Source organism: Cellulomonas sp. PSBB021, assembly GCF_002240455.1.
Lineage (GTDB): Bacteria > Actinomycetota > Actinomycetes > Actinomycetales > Cellulomonadaceae > Cellulomonas > Cellulomonas uda.
Map to the genome: position 1 here is coordinate 3,050,343 of NZ_CP021430.1, position 14,998 is coordinate 3,065,340.

Below are 14,998 nucleotides of genomic sequence, written 5' to 3' on the forward strand. Positions count from 1 at the left end.
GGGAGGCTGGCGTCCCGGGCGGCGTTGCGCTCCGGCTGCCACGGGTGGAGGGTGGCCGCCTGACGTGTCGACGAGGACGGGGGCCCTCGATGAGCATCGTGCGCACGCTCGCGGCAGTGGCGGTGGGGGCCGTGGTGGCCGCCGGTCTGACCGTGGCCGGGTCGCCACCCGCGACCGCCGCGGTCCCGGCGGGGTTCACCGACTCGCTCGTCGCGAGCGTGCCGAACCCGTCCGCGATCGCGTTCACGGCGGACGGACGGATGCTCGTGACGCAGCAGTCGGGGCGTCTGCGGGTCCGCACGGCGGCGGGCACGCTGCTGGCGACGCCGGCGCTGGACCTGTCGAGCCGCATCTGCACGAACTCGGAGCGCGGCCTGCTGGGCGTCGCGACGGACCCGGACCCGGCGACGCGGGCGATCTACGTGTTCTACACGGTGCGCACGGGTTCGTCGTGCCCGACGAGCCAGGGTGGGACCCCTGCTGGCGCGCCGGTCAACCGGGTGTCGCGGTTCGTGCTCGGCGAGGACAACGTGGTCGACCCCGCGAGCGAGACCGTCCTGCTCGACGGGATCGCGTCCCCGGCTGGGAACCACAACGCGGGCGACGTGCACGTCGGCAAGGACGGGTACCTGTACGTCTCGACGGGTGACGGCGGTTGCGACTACAAGGGCGACAGCGGCTGCGGCGGCAACAACGACGCGTCGCGTGACCGCAACGTGCTGAACGGCAAGATCCTGCGCGTCGTCCGGACCACGGGTGCACCCGCACCGGGCAACCCGTTCCTCGGTACGGGGACGGCGAGCTGCCGGCTCGCACCGGCGGCGTCCGGGACGGTGTGCCGTGAGACGTTCGCGTGGGGTCTGCGCAACCCGTTCCGGTTCGCGTTCGACCCGAACGCGAGCGGCACGGTGTTCCGCGTCAACGACGTCGGGCAGAACGTGTGGGAGGAGATCGACCAGGGCACGTCGGGAGCGGACTACGGGTGGCCGGTGCGCGAGGGGCACTGCGCGCAGACGGGCTCGGCGACGAGCTGCGGTGGCGCGCTCCCGGCCGGGATGACGAACCCGATCCACGACTACGGCCGCAGCACGGGCTGCGGGTCGATCACGGGCGGCGCGTTCGTCCCTGACGGTGTCTGGCCGGCGGCGTACGAGGACGGGTACCTGTTCTCGGACTACAACTGCGGCAAGCTGATGATGCTCAAGGGCGGGACGCGCACGGACGTCTCGACGGGCCTCGGCGCGGCGGTGCACCTGGAGTTCGGGCCGTGGTCCGGGAGCCAGGCGCTGTACTACACGACGTACGCGAACGGCGGCGAGGTCCGCCGGCTCGCCTACACGGGCACGGCGAACCGCCCGCCGACGGCGTCGCTGACCGCGTCCCCGACGAGCGGCGCGGCGCCGCTGACCACGACGCTCGACGGGCGCGGCAGCAGCGACCCGGACGGCGGCACCCTGACGTACCTGTGGCAGTTCGGCGACGGGACGGCCGACGCGACGACGACGAGCCCGACGGTCCAGCACACGTACGCGGCGGGCACGTGGACCGCGACGCTTCGCGTGCGTGACCCGCAGGGGGCGACGTCGGCCGCGGTGACGACGCGGATCAGCTCGGGCAACAGCGCGCGGACGGCGCAGATCACGTCGCCTGCCGCGGGGGCGACGTTCGTCGTCGGGCAGTCGTACACGCTGAGCGGGTCGGCGACCGACGCGCAGGACGGCACGCTGCCCGGCTCGCGCTTGTCGTGGACGGTCGTGCGCGTGCACGACCAGCACACCCACCCGTTCCTCGGGCCGGTGACGGGGACGTCGGTGTCGTTCGAGGCGCCCGGACCGGAGGACCTGGCCGCCGCCGCGAACAGCCACCTGCGCATCACGTTGACCGCGACGGACTCCCAGGGTGCGACGACGACGGTCACCCGCGACTTCCTGCCGCAGGAGATCGCCGTGACGCTCGCGACCTCGCCCACCGGCCGCACCCTCACGGTCAACGGCGAGACGGTCACGGGTCCGACGACGGTGACCTCGTGGGCGGGCTTCGACCTGCGGCTCGCGGTGCCGTCGCAACGTGACGCGCAGGGTCGCACGTACGAGCTCGACGGGTGGTCGGACGGCTCGACGGCGTCGAGCCGCACCTGGCGGACCCCGACGACGGCGACGACGCTGACGGCGACGCTCGGGCTGCGCGGCCTGCGCGCGGTCTACTTCGACAACAGCGACCTCACGGGCACCTCGGTCTCGCGCATCGACCCGGCCGTCGCGTTCGACTGGGGACTCGCGGCGCCGGTGAGCGGCATCGGGGCGGACACGTTCTCCGTGCGCTGGAGCGGGTCGGTCGTGCCGCGGTACTCGCAGACGTACACATTCGCGACGACGTCCGACGACGGCGTGCGGCTGTGGGTCGACGGTCGGCTCGTGATCGACGCGTGGACGAGGCACGCCCGCCGGGTCGACACCGGGACGGTCGCGCTCACCGCGGGGCAGGCGGTGCCGATCGTCGTGGAGTACTTCGACGGTACGCGGCACGCGGTCGCGGAGCTCCGCTGGTCGAGCACGTCGCAGGCGGCGGAGATCGTCCCGACGACCCGCCTGCACCCGTAGCGAGGTGTACTCCGCAGCACTGCACGAGAGTCGTCGTCGCAGCCGCGTGCTGAGCAGCCGAAATACCTGGTCAGCCCAGGTGGCGGGTCGGCAGACTCGGCACGTGACGAACCGGAGCTGGCGCGTCCTGCGCGCCCCCGAACCACCCACCGACCTCGACCACCCCGACGCGTGGGCGCTGCACGCGTTCAGCGACGTCGAGCGCGAGCGCGAGGCCGCCGTGTGGGGCTGGACCGACCAGTGGGCGCCGCCCTCGGTCATGCACGGCGTGGTCCGGCACCAGGAGTACGACCGCAAGCAGATGCTCCTGGTGGTGCGCGCCTCGCACCCGGAGGGCGTCGCGCCGGAGCCGGCTGACGTCGTCGGGGTCGCGCTCGTCGTCGTCGGGCGCGAGGCCAACACGCACCTGCTCTGGGCCGGGCCGCTGGCCGTGCGTCCGGCGTACGTCCACGACGGCGTCCACGACGTGCTGCTCGCCGCGGTCGAGGACGAGGCCGCAGCGCTCGGCTGCACGACGGTCGTCTTCACGGCACCGCACGCCCCGGAGCCGCCCGCGGGGCCGGGTGCGCTCGAGCCCCGCACGGGTGCGGGGCGCGTGCCGGCCGACGCGACCGAGGCGGTCGTCGCGCGCGAGCGCGGCTACGTGCTCGAGCAGGTCGGCCGCCACTCCACGCTGTACCTGCCGGTCCCGGCGCCGGTGCTCGACCGGCTCGGCGGCGACGCCACCGCCGCGGCCGGCGACGCCTACCGGGTCCTCACGTGGCGCGACGAGGTCCCCGAGGACCGTCTCGACGACCTCGCGCGGTTGTGGACCCGCATGAGCACGGACGTGCCGCTCGGCGAGGTCGCCTACGACGAGGAGACGTGGGACGCCGAGCGCGTGCGCAGCCACTTGGTGGACCTCGCAGGCCGGCAGCAGCACGTGCTGCTCACGGTGGCGGAGCACGTCGCGTCGGGCGAGCTCGTCGCGTTCACGGTGCTCCAGATCCCCGTCCCCGAGGTCCCGTTCGGTTTCCAGGAGGACACGCTCGTGCTGAGCGAGCACCGCGGGCACCGCCTCGGGACGCTCGTCAAGGTCACGAACGTGCGTGCGCTCGCGGCGTGGCGGCCGGGCGTGGAGCGGATCCACACGTGGAACGCGCAGGAGAACGCCCACATGCTCGCGATCAACGTGGCGCTCGGCTTCGTGGCGGACGGTGTCGCGGCGGTCTGGCAGAAGCACCTGGTGTGATCGCATGACGACGCTGCCCGGAGGGCTCGAGCTCCGCACCGCCCGACCGTCGGACCTGGAACAGATCGGTGCGTTGCTCGTCGCGCGCGGTGAGGAGCCGGACGCGCTGGACCACCGGCTCGTCGTGGAGGGCGAGCTCGGGTGGGACGCGTGCGCAGTCGTCGTGGACGGTGATCGCGTGGTCTCGACGGCGACGCTGCTCGACGAGACGGTGCGGGTCGGTGACGTCGTGCTGCCGGCGGGTCAGGTCGAGCTCGTGGCGACCGACACCGACTACGAGGGGCGGGGTCTGGTCCGCGCGCTGATGGGCTGGGCGCACGAGCGTTCGCGCGAGCGCGGGCACCTGCTCCAGGTGATGATCGGGATCCCGTACTTCTACCGGCTGTTCGGCTACGAGTACGCCGTCGACATCCCCCGCGCGCGAGCGCTCCGGGGGTCGCTGCCGGCGCAGGACGCGCCGGCCGCGTCGGTGCTCCGCGAGGCGACGAGGGCCGACCTCCCGGCGCTCGTCGCGCTGCAGGACGCGGCTCAGGCGCCGTACGACGTGGCGATGCCGCACCCGGCGGACCGTTGGCGGTGCCTGCTCGCCCACGAGGCCAGCACGACGCGCGTCCTGGAGCGTGACGGCGTCGTCGTCGCGTCCGCGCGGACGGGCGTTCCCGACGAGGGGCTGCTGGTCGCGGAGGCCGCCGCGGCGGACGCAGCGGCGGCGGACGACCTCCTGGCCGCGCTGCGCGGGCTCGGCGAACCGCTGACGATCGTGCACCGGCCGCTCACGGTGCCGGGGCGCGCCTGGGCGGAGCTCCTCGAGCCCGCGGGGACGGATGCGACGCAGTACTACGTGCGTCTGGAGCGCCCGGAGATCGTGCTGGACGCGCTGCGGCCGGTGCTCACGGCGCGCCTGCGCGCCGCGGGGCTCGGCCGGGACGTCGTGATCTCGACGTTCGGCCGGCACTACCGGCTGCCGTGGTCCGACGACGCGGGGCTGGGCCCCGTCGAGGTCGGCGGCCCGATGCAGGCGCCCGGTGTCGCGCGGGGCGCCGGCGTGGCTCCGGACCGGCTGCCCGCTCTGCTCCTCGGACAGCTCGGCATCGAGGGGCTGGGACGGCTCCACCCCGACGTGTACGCGCCGGACGCCGAGCTCTTCGGCGCCCTGTTCCCGCCGCTCACCGCCGACCTGCTGACCTACTATCTCCCCTGGTGACCCGTCACCGCGGGCTGTGCCTCGTGGCCGGGCAGCCCGGGGGTCCGTTCCCGCTCCTTGAGCTGGGCCTCGAAGACGTGCCGGCGCCCGCCCATCGTCGCGTCGCGGACGGCCCGCTCGGCGTCGGCGAACGCCCGGTAGTACCCGGAGTCGAACTCCTCGACGAGCTGGAACGTCCAGCGTCCGTCGATGACGTTGCGCCCGACGACGTCGGTCCGCAGCGCCTCGGCGAGGTCGGGACGGCCCGCGGCCTCGAGCTGGTCGAGGGCCTCGGCGAGCTCCTAGTCCGCGCGGCCGACGAGCCGGTGGAACGCGTAGAGCATCCCGCGCGCGTGCTCGATGACCTCGAAGGCCGCGGTGACGCCCCCGACCGCCTCGACCAGCTCGTCGGAGACGCCCTCGGGGACGGTGTGGGCTTCGTCGGGCCCGTTCTGCGGTGACGTCATCGCGCCATCGTCACCCGGACCGGGCGTCACCGCGCGGGATGCGCGCGCTCACCTGAGGATGGCGGGATGACCAGCGTCTCGGTGGTGATCCCGGTGCGCGACGACGCCGAGGCGCTCGACGTGTGCCTCCGCCACCTCGCCCGGCAGACCGTGCGTCCGCTGGAGGTCGTCGTCGTGGACAACGGGTCGACGGACGGGTCGGCCCGGGTCGCCGCCCGGCACGGGGCGCGCGTGGTCGTCGAGCCGCGGCCCGGGATCCCGGCCGCGGCCGCCGCGGGGTACGACGCCGCGCTCGGGGACGTCATCGCCCGCCTCGACGCCGACTCGCTGCCCGGTCCGCGGTGGGTCGAGCGGATCACGGCACGGATGGCCGGCGATCCGGGGCTCGACGCCCTGAGCGGCACGGGCCGGTTCACCGACCTGCACCCCGTCCCGGGCGTCGTCGCGACCGCGCTCTACCTGGGCGCGTACTACGCGCTCGGGCACCTGGCGTTGGGGCACCCGCCGCTGTGGGGCTCGTCGATGGCCGTGCGCCGCAGCGCGTGGCAGGAGGTCCGGCGCGCGGTGGCCAGGGAGGACTCGGAGATCCACGACGACCTCGACCTGGCGTTCGCGCTCGGACCGCTGCGGCGGATCGTGTTCGACCGGCACCTGCGGGTGGGTGTCTCGGCGCGCTCGCTGCGCGGGGCGGCGCAGCTGCGACGGCGGTTCGGCCGCGCGCTGCGCACGCTCCGGCGCAACTGGCTCCGGCTCCCGCCGTGGCGGCGCTGGCGGCTGCGCCTGGCACGCTGACCGCCACAGGGCCGCGCACCGGGGGCGCATCACCGTTGGGTCGGACGGCCCTTGCCGCCGCCCCGCCGGAACGGGACGATCACGTCCGACGAGCGCGTCGGCGCGCCCGGGGGCGCGGGGCCCGAGCCCCGCCAGGCAGGGGGAGCTGCGGTGGGCACGAGGCCGAGCGGCACGGCGCGGGTCACCGGTTCCGTGCGCGAGCGCGCCCGGGAGTCGCTGGGGCCGGCCGTCCGGCGCCTGCGCCGGGAGTGGCAGTGGCGGCAGGCGGGCGTCGAGGCGCGGCTGGACCGCGTCTCCGCCGACGGCTTCGAGCACGAGGTGGCGGCGCACCGCACCCCGATCTTCCGCGAGCTGGCCGGGGTGGACCGTCGGCTGCAGGAGGGCAAGGCGGTCAACCTCACGATCGCTGCCGGGCGGCTGGACGGCAGCGCGCTGCGGCCCGGTCAGCGGATGTCGTTCTGGCGGCTCGTCGGCAGGCCGAGCCACCGGCGGGGGTTCCGGGACGGCATGGTCCTGCGGCAGGGCCTGGTCGAGGAGGGGGTCGGCGGCGGCATGTGCCAGATGACCAACCTCCTGTACTGGATGACGGTGCACACACCGCTGACCGTGGTCGAGCGCTGGCGGCACACGTACGACGTCTTCCCGGACAACGGGCGCACGCAGCCGTTCGGCAGCGGCGCCACGTGCTCGTGGCCGGTGCTGGACCTGCAGATCGAGAACCGCACGGCCGCGACTTTCCGGCTCTCGCTGACGGTCGAGAAGACGCACCTGGTCGGGGCCTGGACCAGCGACCGGGCGCCGCTGCACACCTACGAGGTGTACGAGGCCGCGCACGAGATGCGCAACGACCTGCCAGGCGTCTTCACGCGCCACAACGTGCTGCGGCGACGCGTGCTCGACCTCGCCGGGCACCAGGTGGACGACGAGCTCCTCGCGGTCAACCAGGGTCGTCTCATGTACCAGCCGTTTCTGGGCCCCGGAAGCGCCGGTGGCGTAGCGGGGATGGGTTCATGAGGGAGGTGATGCGATCGCTGGTGGTCCCGACGTCGACTCGCCCGATGATCGGGTGCCCGGTCGCGATACCAACAACCGGGGCGAGCAGTCCCGCTGCACTGGCGCGTAGGAGGCACCCAGTACGGTGGCGATGCAGCAGAAAGCCCCGGGTCGGCTCTCGCCGATACCGGGGCTTCCCAAAGCCTTGGCTTCAACAACATGCAGGGCAGCGGTCGTTTGAAACTCTCACGTGCCACCGAGCCTACAGGGGGAACGACGCAGGTGTCGACGCCGCAGTGGGTGGATGACTGGCTCACTGCCGGTCGGTTCGCGAAGTACGTGAAGGCAGCCGGCGGGGACACGGAGCTCGCTCTCGCGCTGTACGAGTGGAACAGCGAGATCGCAGCGGCATTCCTGCGCGACCTCGGGCACCTAGAGGTCGCGGTGCGCAACGCGTACGACCGAGCACTGCTGACCCACCCGGACATCCACGACGGCGAGTGGCTGACCGCCCCCTCCTGCACACTGTTGTTCCCGCCACACGTCGCGAAAGACAAGAACGGCAACCCCAAGGACAAGAACGCCACCCCGCGGGCTAACGTCAAGGACGCCCGTCGGCACTCCGGCTACGACCTCGGAGTGGTGCCGCGCGGCAAGGCCGTCGCGGAGCTGATGTTCGGCTTCTGGTCCTACCTCACCGACGACCTGCACGAGAAGTCGCTGTGGGTGCCCGCTCTGCACGCCGCGTACGTGCCGGGTGCTGACCGCGCCCGGCTGCACGCAGCCCTCAGTGCCCTTCGTGACTTCCGCAACCGGGTCGCCCACCACGAGTCGGTCTTCGACAGGCAGCCCGAGAACCACCGACGGTACATCGTCTTCGTCGCGCGGAATCTCTCGCCCGACCTGCATCAGCACCTCACCCGGCACAGCAGGCTGCCCGCGGTACTGGCTGCGCGGCCCCGCCCGCCGCGCTAGGCAGGGATGTCGGGCGGTACGCGGCGCTCGTCGACGCGCGAAGGCTGTTCCCGACGACTCGGTCCCCGCAGGAAGGCCGTCCTGCGTGAGGTGCGGTGGTCGAGAAAGGACCGCCGGGCGAGGAGGGTGGGCTCGATCGGGTGGAGCCCACCCTCCTCGTTGCCGGCTGCTGTCACCGACGGAGCGTGAGCAGCCCCGGGCGGTACGGCAGGTTGTTGTAGTCGGCGTTCACGTTCGGGTCACGGCCCTGGTAGAGCAGCTGCAGGTTGCAGGGGTCGATCGTCTTGGTCTGGTCGGGGTTGGAGCGGACCAGGTCACCGTGGCTGATGTCGTTGGTCCACGTCGCGCCGCTGTTGGCCTTGCCCGCGAACGGGTTGCTCTCCGACGCGGCCTGCGGCGTCCACGAGCCCGACAGGTTCGAGGACGTGAACGAGCGGAAGTAGCGGCCCTGCGAGCCCATGGCCTCGACGATCATCAGGTACTGGTTCTGACCCGCGACCTTGTAGACCTCCACGCCCTCGAACAGGTTGGCCGTGGTGTCGCTCATGACCGTCGTGTAGCCCGAGCCGAAGCTGCCCGGGAAGTTCCCGATCGGCATGCTCGCGCGGTAGATCTTGCCGTTGTCGCCGGCGAAGAACAGGTACATGTTCTGCCCGTCCCCGATGAGCGTCTGGTCGATCGGACCGGTCCCGGAGTTGGCGATGCTGCCCGTGAACAGCGGCTGCGGCGACGACCACGAGTTGACGTTCGTCGGGTCGCTCGAGGTCCGGTAGATGAACGGCCACTGACCCCACTGGTAGGCCAGGACCCAGATGTTCTTCGGTGCGAAGTAGAACAGCGTCGGGGCGACCGTGCCCGAGGGCAGGGCGTTCTGGCTCGCGGTGGCCATGTCCGACCAGTTGGTGAACGGGCTGAAGGCCATCGAGCCGTAGCTCCCGTTCTCGACCTTCGACGCGTAGACGATGTGCTTGCCGTTGTGGACGACGTTGGTGAAGTCCTTGAGCGACGTCCAGCCCGACCGCGGCTGGGCGAGGGGCCCGGTGGAGTCCCACCGGTAGGTCGACGGCAGCGAGCAGCCGCCCGGCGACGTGGGCGTGGGCGTCGGCGTGCTGGTGTCGCCGCCGACCCGGACCATCTGCCACTGCTGGTTGCTGCCGTTCCAGTCGGCGTACTGGACGACGTTGCCGCCGTCGGCGGTGGACGCGCCCTGCACCTCGACGGCCTTGCCGCTGTGCCGGGCGATCAGCTGGATGTAGCCGTCGACGTCCTGGATGCTGAACTGCTGGTTGGACGAGTTGTTGTCGGTCCACTGGATGATCGCGGCGCCGTCGGCGGTGGAGCGGCCGGTCACGTCGAGGACCTTGCCGGACAGGCGGGACTTGAGCCGGTAGTAGCCGCCGCCGGAGTCGACGAACTGCCACTGCTGGTTGGTGCCGTCGTTGCGGGACCACTGCGTGATGCGGGCACCGTCGGTGGTGGCCCGGGCGTACACGTCGAGGGCCTTGCCGCTGTTGCGGTTGACCAGCACGTACGACGCCGAGGTGTCGACGCTCGCCGCCGTCGCGGTGGGCGCTGCCGCGACCGCGACCGCGCCGGCCGCCGCGACGCCCAGTGCGAGGAGGATCGCGGACCACCGTCGCCGCAGGCTTCCTGCGTTTCTTCTCACCTGTTCATCTCCCTTGTCCGACCGGGAGCGAGCGCGCCGCGTCGACGAACCCACTCCCCTCAGAGCCGTCAGTCATCGCGTGCGGACGTGCTCCCACCGCCGGTGGGTGCCGTCCGCGTGGGAGGCGTGGCTGCACGACGTCCATGTCGTCCATGACCGTCTCAACGTGTCCATGGCATCAGTCGTGTGATCGCTCACACGATCTCGGGCCCAACCTGGCACAGGTCGATGCGTCCCGATCCCACCCGAATCGCTTCAACCCGTGGTCACCCCCGGCCCGTGGTGTGATGAGCGCATGAGTGTGGCGAGTGACGTCCCGGGCCGGCGCACGAGCCGCGTCGTCGTGACCGGTGGCAGCGGCAAGCTCGGCCGCGCGGTCGTCGAGCACCTCGCGACGCACGGGTACGACGTCGTCAACGTGGACACCGCGCCCCCGCCGCCGGGCCAGAAGGCGCTCTTCACCCGGGTCGACCTCACCGACCTGGGCCAGGTCACCGAGGCGTTCACGGGGATCGACGACCGGTACGACGGCGTCGATGCCGTGGTGCACCTCGCGGCCATCCCGGCGCCGGGGCTGCGCCCGAGCGGTGCGACGTTCGCGAACAACGTCGTCGCCACCCACCACGTGTTCAGCGCCGCGCGCCGCGCCGGCATCACGAACGTCGTCTGGGCGTCCAGCGAGACCGTCCTCGGGCTGCCGTTCGAGACGCCGCCGCCGTACGTCCCGGTCGACGAGGAGTACGCCGTCCGCCCCGAGAGCACGTACTCCCTCGGCAAGGCGGTGGAGGAGGAGATGGCCCGGCACTTCACGCGCTGGGACCCCGAGCTCAAGCTGATCGGGCTGCGCTTCTCCAACGTCATGGACGTCGCGGACTACGCCGCGTTCCCCGGCTTCGCGGACGACCCGCGCAGCCGGATGTGGAACCTGTGGGGGTACATCGATGCACGCGACGGGGCGCTCGCGGTCCGGCTCGCGCTCGAGAGCGACCTGCGCGGGTTCGAGGCGTTCGTCATCGCCTCGCCCGACACGGTGCTGGAGCGCCCGTCGGCGGAGCTCGTCGCCGAGTACTTCCCGGACGTCCCGGTGAAGCGCCCGATCGAGGGCCGCGAGACGCTCCTGTCCATCGACAAGGCACGCCGACTCCTCGGCTACGACCCGCAGCACACCTGGCGCGACGAGGTCTGAGGCTCGCCGCACGCCCTCACCGAGCCTGGACGCCGTCGCCGGGCCCGACCGTCGTCGTCAGCGCCTCTCGAGCCGCGCGACCTGCGCCGCGAGGTGCCGCCGCTCGGCCAGGTTGGTCGCGAGGCCGTGCGCCCGGCGGTACTCCGCGAGGGCGCCGGCGGGGTCGTCGGCCTGCTCGAGGAGGTGGGCGCGCAGCGCCGGGAGGCGGTGCGGGTCGCCCGCGAACGCGCCGCGGCCGCGGCCCTCGTCGTCCCGCACGCCGTCGCGCACGGTACCCAGCACGGTGTCCAGCACCGCGAGCCCGGCGTGCGGCCCGTCGACCATCGCGACCGCGACCGCGCGGTTCAGGGTCACGACGAGGCTGCCCGTCAGCTCCTCGAGCAGCCCGTACAGCGCCGCGATCCGCGGCCAGTCGGTCGCGTCCGCGGTGGGCGCGCGGTCGTGCTCCGCCGCGATCGCCGCCTGCAGCTGGTACTCGCCCACCGCGCCGCCGGCCAGCAGCCGGTCCACCGACGCCAGCCCCTCGGCGACGGCCGCCGCGTCCCAGCGTGACCGGTCCTGCACCGGGAGCGGGACGAGGTTCCCGGCCGCGTCCGTGCGGGCGGGGCGGCGCGCGTCGAGCAGGAGCATGAGCGCGAGCAGACCCGCCGCCTCGGGCTCGTCGGGGAGCGCGGCGACCACCATCCGTGCGAGCCGCACCGCCTCGTCGCACAGGTCCACGCGGACCAGGTCGTCGCCCGCCGCAGCCGTGTACCCCTCGTTGAACATGAGGTAGAGGACGTGCAGCACGCTGCGCAGCCGCGCGGCGCCCTCGTCGCCCACCGGCAGCGCGAACGGCCTGCCCGAGAGCGTGACCTGCTTCTTCGCGCGGCTGATCCGCTGCGCCATGGTCGCCTCGGGCACGCCGTACGCGCGGGCGATCTCCGCGGTCGTCAGCCCGCCGACCGCGCGCAGGGCGAGCGCGACGGCCGACGCGGGGCGCAGCGCGGGATGGCAGCACAGGAACAGGACGACGAGGCTGTCGTCCTCCTGCGCGGCCGCACCCGGCGACGGCTCACCCGCCACGCGCTGCTCGCGAGCCCGGCGGGCCTGGTCGCTGCGCAGCGCGTCGAGGTAGCGGCGGTTCGCGGCGGTGACGAGCCACGCGCGCGGGTCGTCCGGGACACCGTCCACCGGCCAGCGCGTCGCGGCGGCCAGCAGGGCCTCCTGCACCGCGTCCTCCGCGCCGTCGAGGTCCCGGTACCGGCGGGTGAGCGCGCCGACGGCCCGCGGCCCGTGCCGGCGCAGCAGGTCGTCGACCGCGTCACCCGCGGCGGGGCCGGTCAGGCGCCCTCACCCGCGTCCCGCAGCCACTCGCGCATCTCGTCGGCGTCGGCCGGTCCCGCGTCCATGACCCGCCGGACCTGGATCGGCTGCTGCAGCGGCACGCCACCGCGGCCCGGCACGGCGGACACGAGCGCGGCGATCTCGACCGCGCGCTCGCGGGACTCGACGTCGATGACCTGGAACCCGGCCACCCACTCCTTGAACTCCTGGAACGGCCCGTCCGTGACGACCGGGGCGGTGCCGTCCGACCGGACGACGAGCGCGAGGTCCGGCCCGGTGAGGATGGTGCCGTCCACGAGCTCCCCGCTCGCCTCCAGCTCCGCGTTGAGCCGGCCGTAGTAGGCCAGGTGGGCGTCCACGTCGGCCGGGTCCCACTCGGACATCGGGGTGTCGTCGACGCCGGGCTGGAAGTCGACGATCAGCAGGTACGTGGTCATGGCGGTGATCCTTCCGGTCGGTGCCCACAACGGCACGCTCACCCGGGGGACGGAGCCGACCTGCCGGTCTCGACATCAGCGGACAGCCGGGTGGCCAGCCAGCCCAGCGCCGCCTCGCGGTACCACGCCTGGTGCACGCGCAGCCACGGCGAGGTCTCGACGGGCGGCCGTCCGGCGGCGTCGACGAAGTACCCGGCGAGCGCGACGAGGAAGGCGTCGACCGACGCGCGTGCGACGTCCCGGCTCAGCGGGTGCGTCGCCAGGACCTGCTCCGCGTCCAGCCCGTCGCCGTGCACGCCGACGAGCAGGCCGACGAGGTCCACCCAGGGCGCGGCGAGCTGGAGCCAGTTCCAGTCGCACACCAGCACCCGCCCGTCCGCGGCGAGCAGCACGTTGTCGTCGCGCAGGTCGAAGTGCACGGCGGTGTCGCCGGCGGCAGCCTGCGCCCACCCGCTCTCGATCGCGGCGAGTTCCTCGACCCGGTGCCGCCAGGGTGCTGGCACCAGGGCGCGGTCGGCCTCGCCCGCGGCGCAGCGCCGCCAGAAGCTGAGCTCGGGGTCGAGGTCGGCAGTGGTGTCCAAGGGGAGCAGCGCCTCGGGCGCGGGGGTCAGCGCCTGCGCGGTGCGCGTGAGAGCCGCGAGCACCGCGGCGAGCTCGTCGGCCACCCACGGCCGTTGCGGCGGGACGCTCTCCACGTCCTCGAACGCGAGGACGACCCAGTCGTCGACGTCGCACGTCCACAGGAACCGGGGCGCCGGCACGGTGGGCGGCAGCAGGCGCGCGACGTGCGCCTCGTGCCGGTAGGCCGCGTGCGCGTGCTCACCGCGGGACGCCGACGCCGCCTTGACGAACACCCGCGTCCCGTCCGCCAGCTCGAGCCGGCTCGCGAAGCCCTCGGTGAACCCCCCGTCCTGCGTGTGCGCGCGCAGCACACGCGTCCCGGCCCGGGACTCGACGGCCGCGCGCACCCCGTCGGGCAGCTCCTGCCACGCCGGGCGCCGCGCGGTGGCGCGGTGGGGGAGGGAGGAGTGGTCGCGCATCCCGGGACGGTAGCGGGCGGGAGGCCGGCGGGTCGCGCGATTACCCGACGCGGCCCGGTGCGGGCGTCGGCTCGCGTCAGGCAGGGCGGGAGCGGTCCAGGCGCACGGGCTCCGGCACGAACCCGGCCGACCGGTAGGCGGCGACGGCCGGTTCGTTGGCGGCGGGGGTGCAGACGAGGGCCGACGACGAGCCCGCCTCGCGCAGCGCCGCCGCCGCGGCCAGGCAGATGGCCCGGCCGTGGCCCCGACCGCGGTGCTCGGGGTGCACGCCCATCGGCTCGATCAGTCCCGGCCGCCCGCACCCGGCCGACCACACGGTCACCCCCGCCACCGCGACCCCCGACGAGTCCCGGCCGAGCAGGCACCTCGCGCGGGCGAACGCCGGCCCGTCCGCCATGGCACGCCACCGCTCGTCGGTGAACCGGTCGTTCCCCCACACGGCACGGTGGGCCGCCGTGAACTGCGCGCTGCGGCCGGCCTCGACCACCTCGACGCGCAGCCCGGCCGCGTCCACCGGCTCGGCCAGGTCCCGCCGCAGCGGCGTCCACGGCTCGCCCGCGCGCCAGCCGGCCTCGCCCAGGACCTCGAACACGCGGGTGGCGTTCGGTGCCTCGACCGCCACCGCACCGTCCGGCAGCACGCCCCGCCGGGGGTCGGACACGTCCTCGACGACGTGCCGCGCGACGTCGTCGTCCCGCCACAGCCCCGGCGCCACGGTCATCCGCAACGCGTCGGGCCCGTCGAGGAACCCGACGGCGACGAGCATCCCGTCCCGGGTCCACGTCCGCACCGCTGCGGCGACCGCGCTGGTCCCGTCCCGCCAGGACCACCCGAGGTCGCCGGGGTGGAGCTGCAGCGGTGCGCTCTCGTCCTGCCAGGTCCGGAGCGTCTCGACGACGAACGGGAGCTCCCGGGCCGTGGGCGTCGACACAGCGATGCGCATGGCCCGATCCCACACCGGGTGCGCCGGGATCCGCACCCGCATTTCGGAGCGTCGACGATTCCGGCCAGTGGTGGGGCCGAGCGCTCGGTGGCGAGCAGCGGTCCTTGATGTCTGGACCAGATATCTGGAGGCATCCAGTGCCACGAACCCGTCCGTTCG

At 73.6% G+C, this 14,998-nt stretch carries 12 protein-coding genes and 1 pseudogene; 7 read left to right on the forward strand and 6 right to left on the reverse strand.

What is annotated here, in order from left to right; genetic code table 11:
• Nucleotides 1–89 precede the first annotated feature (89 nt).
• From CBP52_RS14030 to CBP52_RS14040, 3 genes are all read left to right on the forward strand, one after another.
• On the forward strand, nucleotides 90–2,600 hold the full coding sequence (locus CBP52_RS14030) for a PQQ-dependent sugar dehydrogenase (RefSeq protein ID WP_094181469.1): 2,511 nt from the start codon (nucleotides 90–92) through the stop codon (nucleotides 2,598–2,600).
• A gap of 103 nt (nucleotides 2,601–2,703) precedes the next feature.
• Nucleotides 2,704–3,831 (forward strand): hypothetical protein, encoded by a 1,128-nt coding sequence (locus tag CBP52_RS14035; protein WP_094181470.1) that lies wholly within the window; start codon nucleotides 2,704–2,706, stop codon nucleotides 3,829–3,831.
• Nucleotides 3,832–3,835: 4 nt separating this feature from the next.
• Entirely contained in the window at nucleotides 3,836–5,035 is a 1,200-nt protein-coding gene (locus CBP52_RS14040) for a GNAT family N-acetyltransferase (protein WP_094181471.1), read from the forward strand.
• Here CBP52_RS14040 and CBP52_RS14045 read toward each other — a convergent pair.
• Nucleotides 5,020–5,481, reverse strand: a pseudogene (locus CBP52_RS14045) (hypothetical protein). The gene CBP52_RS14040 and the pseudogene CBP52_RS14045 sit on opposite strands and share 16 nt — an antisense overlap.
• A 66-nt stretch (nucleotides 5,482–5,547) precedes the next feature.
• On the opposite strand from CBP52_RS14045, the gene CBP52_RS14050 reads away from it, so the two are divergent.
• The 3 genes from CBP52_RS14050 to CBP52_RS14060 all read left to right on the forward strand — a co-directional run bounded on the left by CBP52_RS14050 (nucleotide 5,548) and on the right by CBP52_RS14060 (nucleotide 8,241).
• Entirely contained in the window at nucleotides 5,548–6,273 is a 726-nt protein-coding gene (locus CBP52_RS14050) for a glycosyltransferase family 2 protein (protein ID WP_094181472.1), read from the forward strand.
• Between the two features lie 150 nt (nucleotides 6,274–6,423).
• The gene (locus tag CBP52_RS14055; protein ID WP_232514511.1) at nucleotides 6,424–7,287 is read left to right on the forward strand and encodes a VanW family protein; all 864 of its coding nucleotides are present in this window, start codon (nucleotides 6,424–6,426) and stop codon (nucleotides 7,285–7,287) included.
• 261 nt (nucleotides 7,288–7,548) lie between these two features.
• Nucleotides 7,549–8,241 carry an Abi family protein gene (locus CBP52_RS14060; protein ID WP_157732642.1) on the forward strand — a complete coding sequence of 231 codons (693 nt, stop codon included), beginning with the start codon at nucleotides 7,549–7,551 and terminating at the stop codon, nucleotides 8,239–8,241.
• A gap of 172 nt (nucleotides 8,242–8,413) precedes the next feature.
• Here CBP52_RS14060 and CBP52_RS14065 read toward each other — a convergent pair whose 3' ends face one another.
• Nucleotides 8,414–9,907, reverse strand: a complete 1,494-nt coding sequence (locus CBP52_RS14065; RefSeq protein WP_198303467.1) for a non-reducing end alpha-L-arabinofuranosidase family hydrolase — start codon at nucleotides 9,905–9,907, stop codon at nucleotides 8,414–8,416.
• A gap of 295 nt (nucleotides 9,908–10,202) precedes the next feature.
• Between CBP52_RS14065 and CBP52_RS14070 the strand changes: the two genes are divergently transcribed.
• Complete coding sequence (locus CBP52_RS14070; protein WP_094181474.1) at nucleotides 10,203–11,093, forward strand: NAD(P)-dependent oxidoreductase; 891 nt, start codon at nucleotides 10,203–10,205, stop codon at nucleotides 11,091–11,093.
• Between the two features lie 57 nt (nucleotides 11,094–11,150).
• On the opposite strand, the gene CBP52_RS14075 is transcribed toward CBP52_RS14070, so the two are convergent.
• The 4 genes from CBP52_RS14075 to CBP52_RS14090 all read right to left on the reverse strand — a co-directional run bounded on the left by CBP52_RS14075 (nucleotide 11,151) and on the right by CBP52_RS14090 (nucleotide 14,839).
• Nucleotides 11,151–12,419, reverse strand: coding sequence for an RNA polymerase sigma factor (locus tag CBP52_RS14075; RefSeq protein WP_094181475.1), 1,269 nt, complete (start codon nucleotides 12,417–12,419; stop codon nucleotides 11,151–11,153).
• Entirely contained in the window at nucleotides 12,416–12,856 is a 441-nt protein-coding gene (locus CBP52_RS14080; protein WP_094181476.1) for a YciI family protein, read from the reverse strand. The genes CBP52_RS14075 and CBP52_RS14080 overlap by 4 nt, the downstream gene beginning before the upstream one ends.
• 38 nt (nucleotides 12,857–12,894) lie before the next feature.
• On the reverse strand, nucleotides 12,895–13,896 hold the full coding sequence (locus CBP52_RS14085; protein ID WP_094181477.1) for a phosphotransferase family protein: 1,002 nt from the start codon (nucleotides 13,894–13,896) through the stop codon (nucleotides 12,895–12,897).
• A 76-nt stretch (nucleotides 13,897–13,972) separates the two neighbouring features.
• Nucleotides 13,973–14,839, reverse strand: a complete 867-nt coding sequence (locus tag CBP52_RS14090) for a GNAT family N-acetyltransferase (RefSeq protein ID WP_094182406.1) — start codon at nucleotides 14,837–14,839, stop codon at nucleotides 13,973–13,975.
• Between the last annotated feature and the right edge of the window lie 159 nt (nucleotides 14,840–14,998).

What these genes read in the sequence shown, in the direction of transcription:
- CBP52_RS14080 (WP_094181476.1), bottom strand. Translation starts at nt 12,856, where the DNA reads ATGACCACGTACCTGCTGATCGTCGACTTCCAGCCCGGCGTCGACGAC.
- CBP52_RS14040 (WP_094181471.1), top strand. Translation starts at nt 3,836, where the DNA reads ATGACGACGCTGCCCGGAGGGCTCGAGCTCCGCACCGCCCGACCGTCG.
- CBP52_RS14090 (WP_094182406.1), bottom strand. Translation starts at nt 14,839, where the DNA reads ATGCGCATCGCTGTGTCGACGCCCACGGCCCGGGAGCTCCCGTTCGTC.
- CBP52_RS14030 (WP_094181469.1), top strand. Translation starts at nt 90, where the DNA reads ATGAGCATCGTGCGCACGCTCGCGGCAGTGGCGGTGGGGGCCGTGGTG.
- CBP52_RS14085 (WP_094181477.1), bottom strand. Translation starts at nt 13,896, where the DNA reads ATGCGCGACCACTCCTCCCTCCCCCACCGCGCCACCGCGCGGCGCCCG.
- CBP52_RS14070 (WP_094181474.1), top strand. Translation starts at nt 10,203, where the DNA reads ATGAGTGTGGCGAGTGACGTCCCGGGCCGGCGCACGAGCCGCGTCGTC.
- CBP52_RS14050 (WP_094181472.1), top strand. Translation starts at nt 5,548, where the DNA reads ATGACCAGCGTCTCGGTGGTGATCCCGGTGCGCGACGACGCCGAGGCG.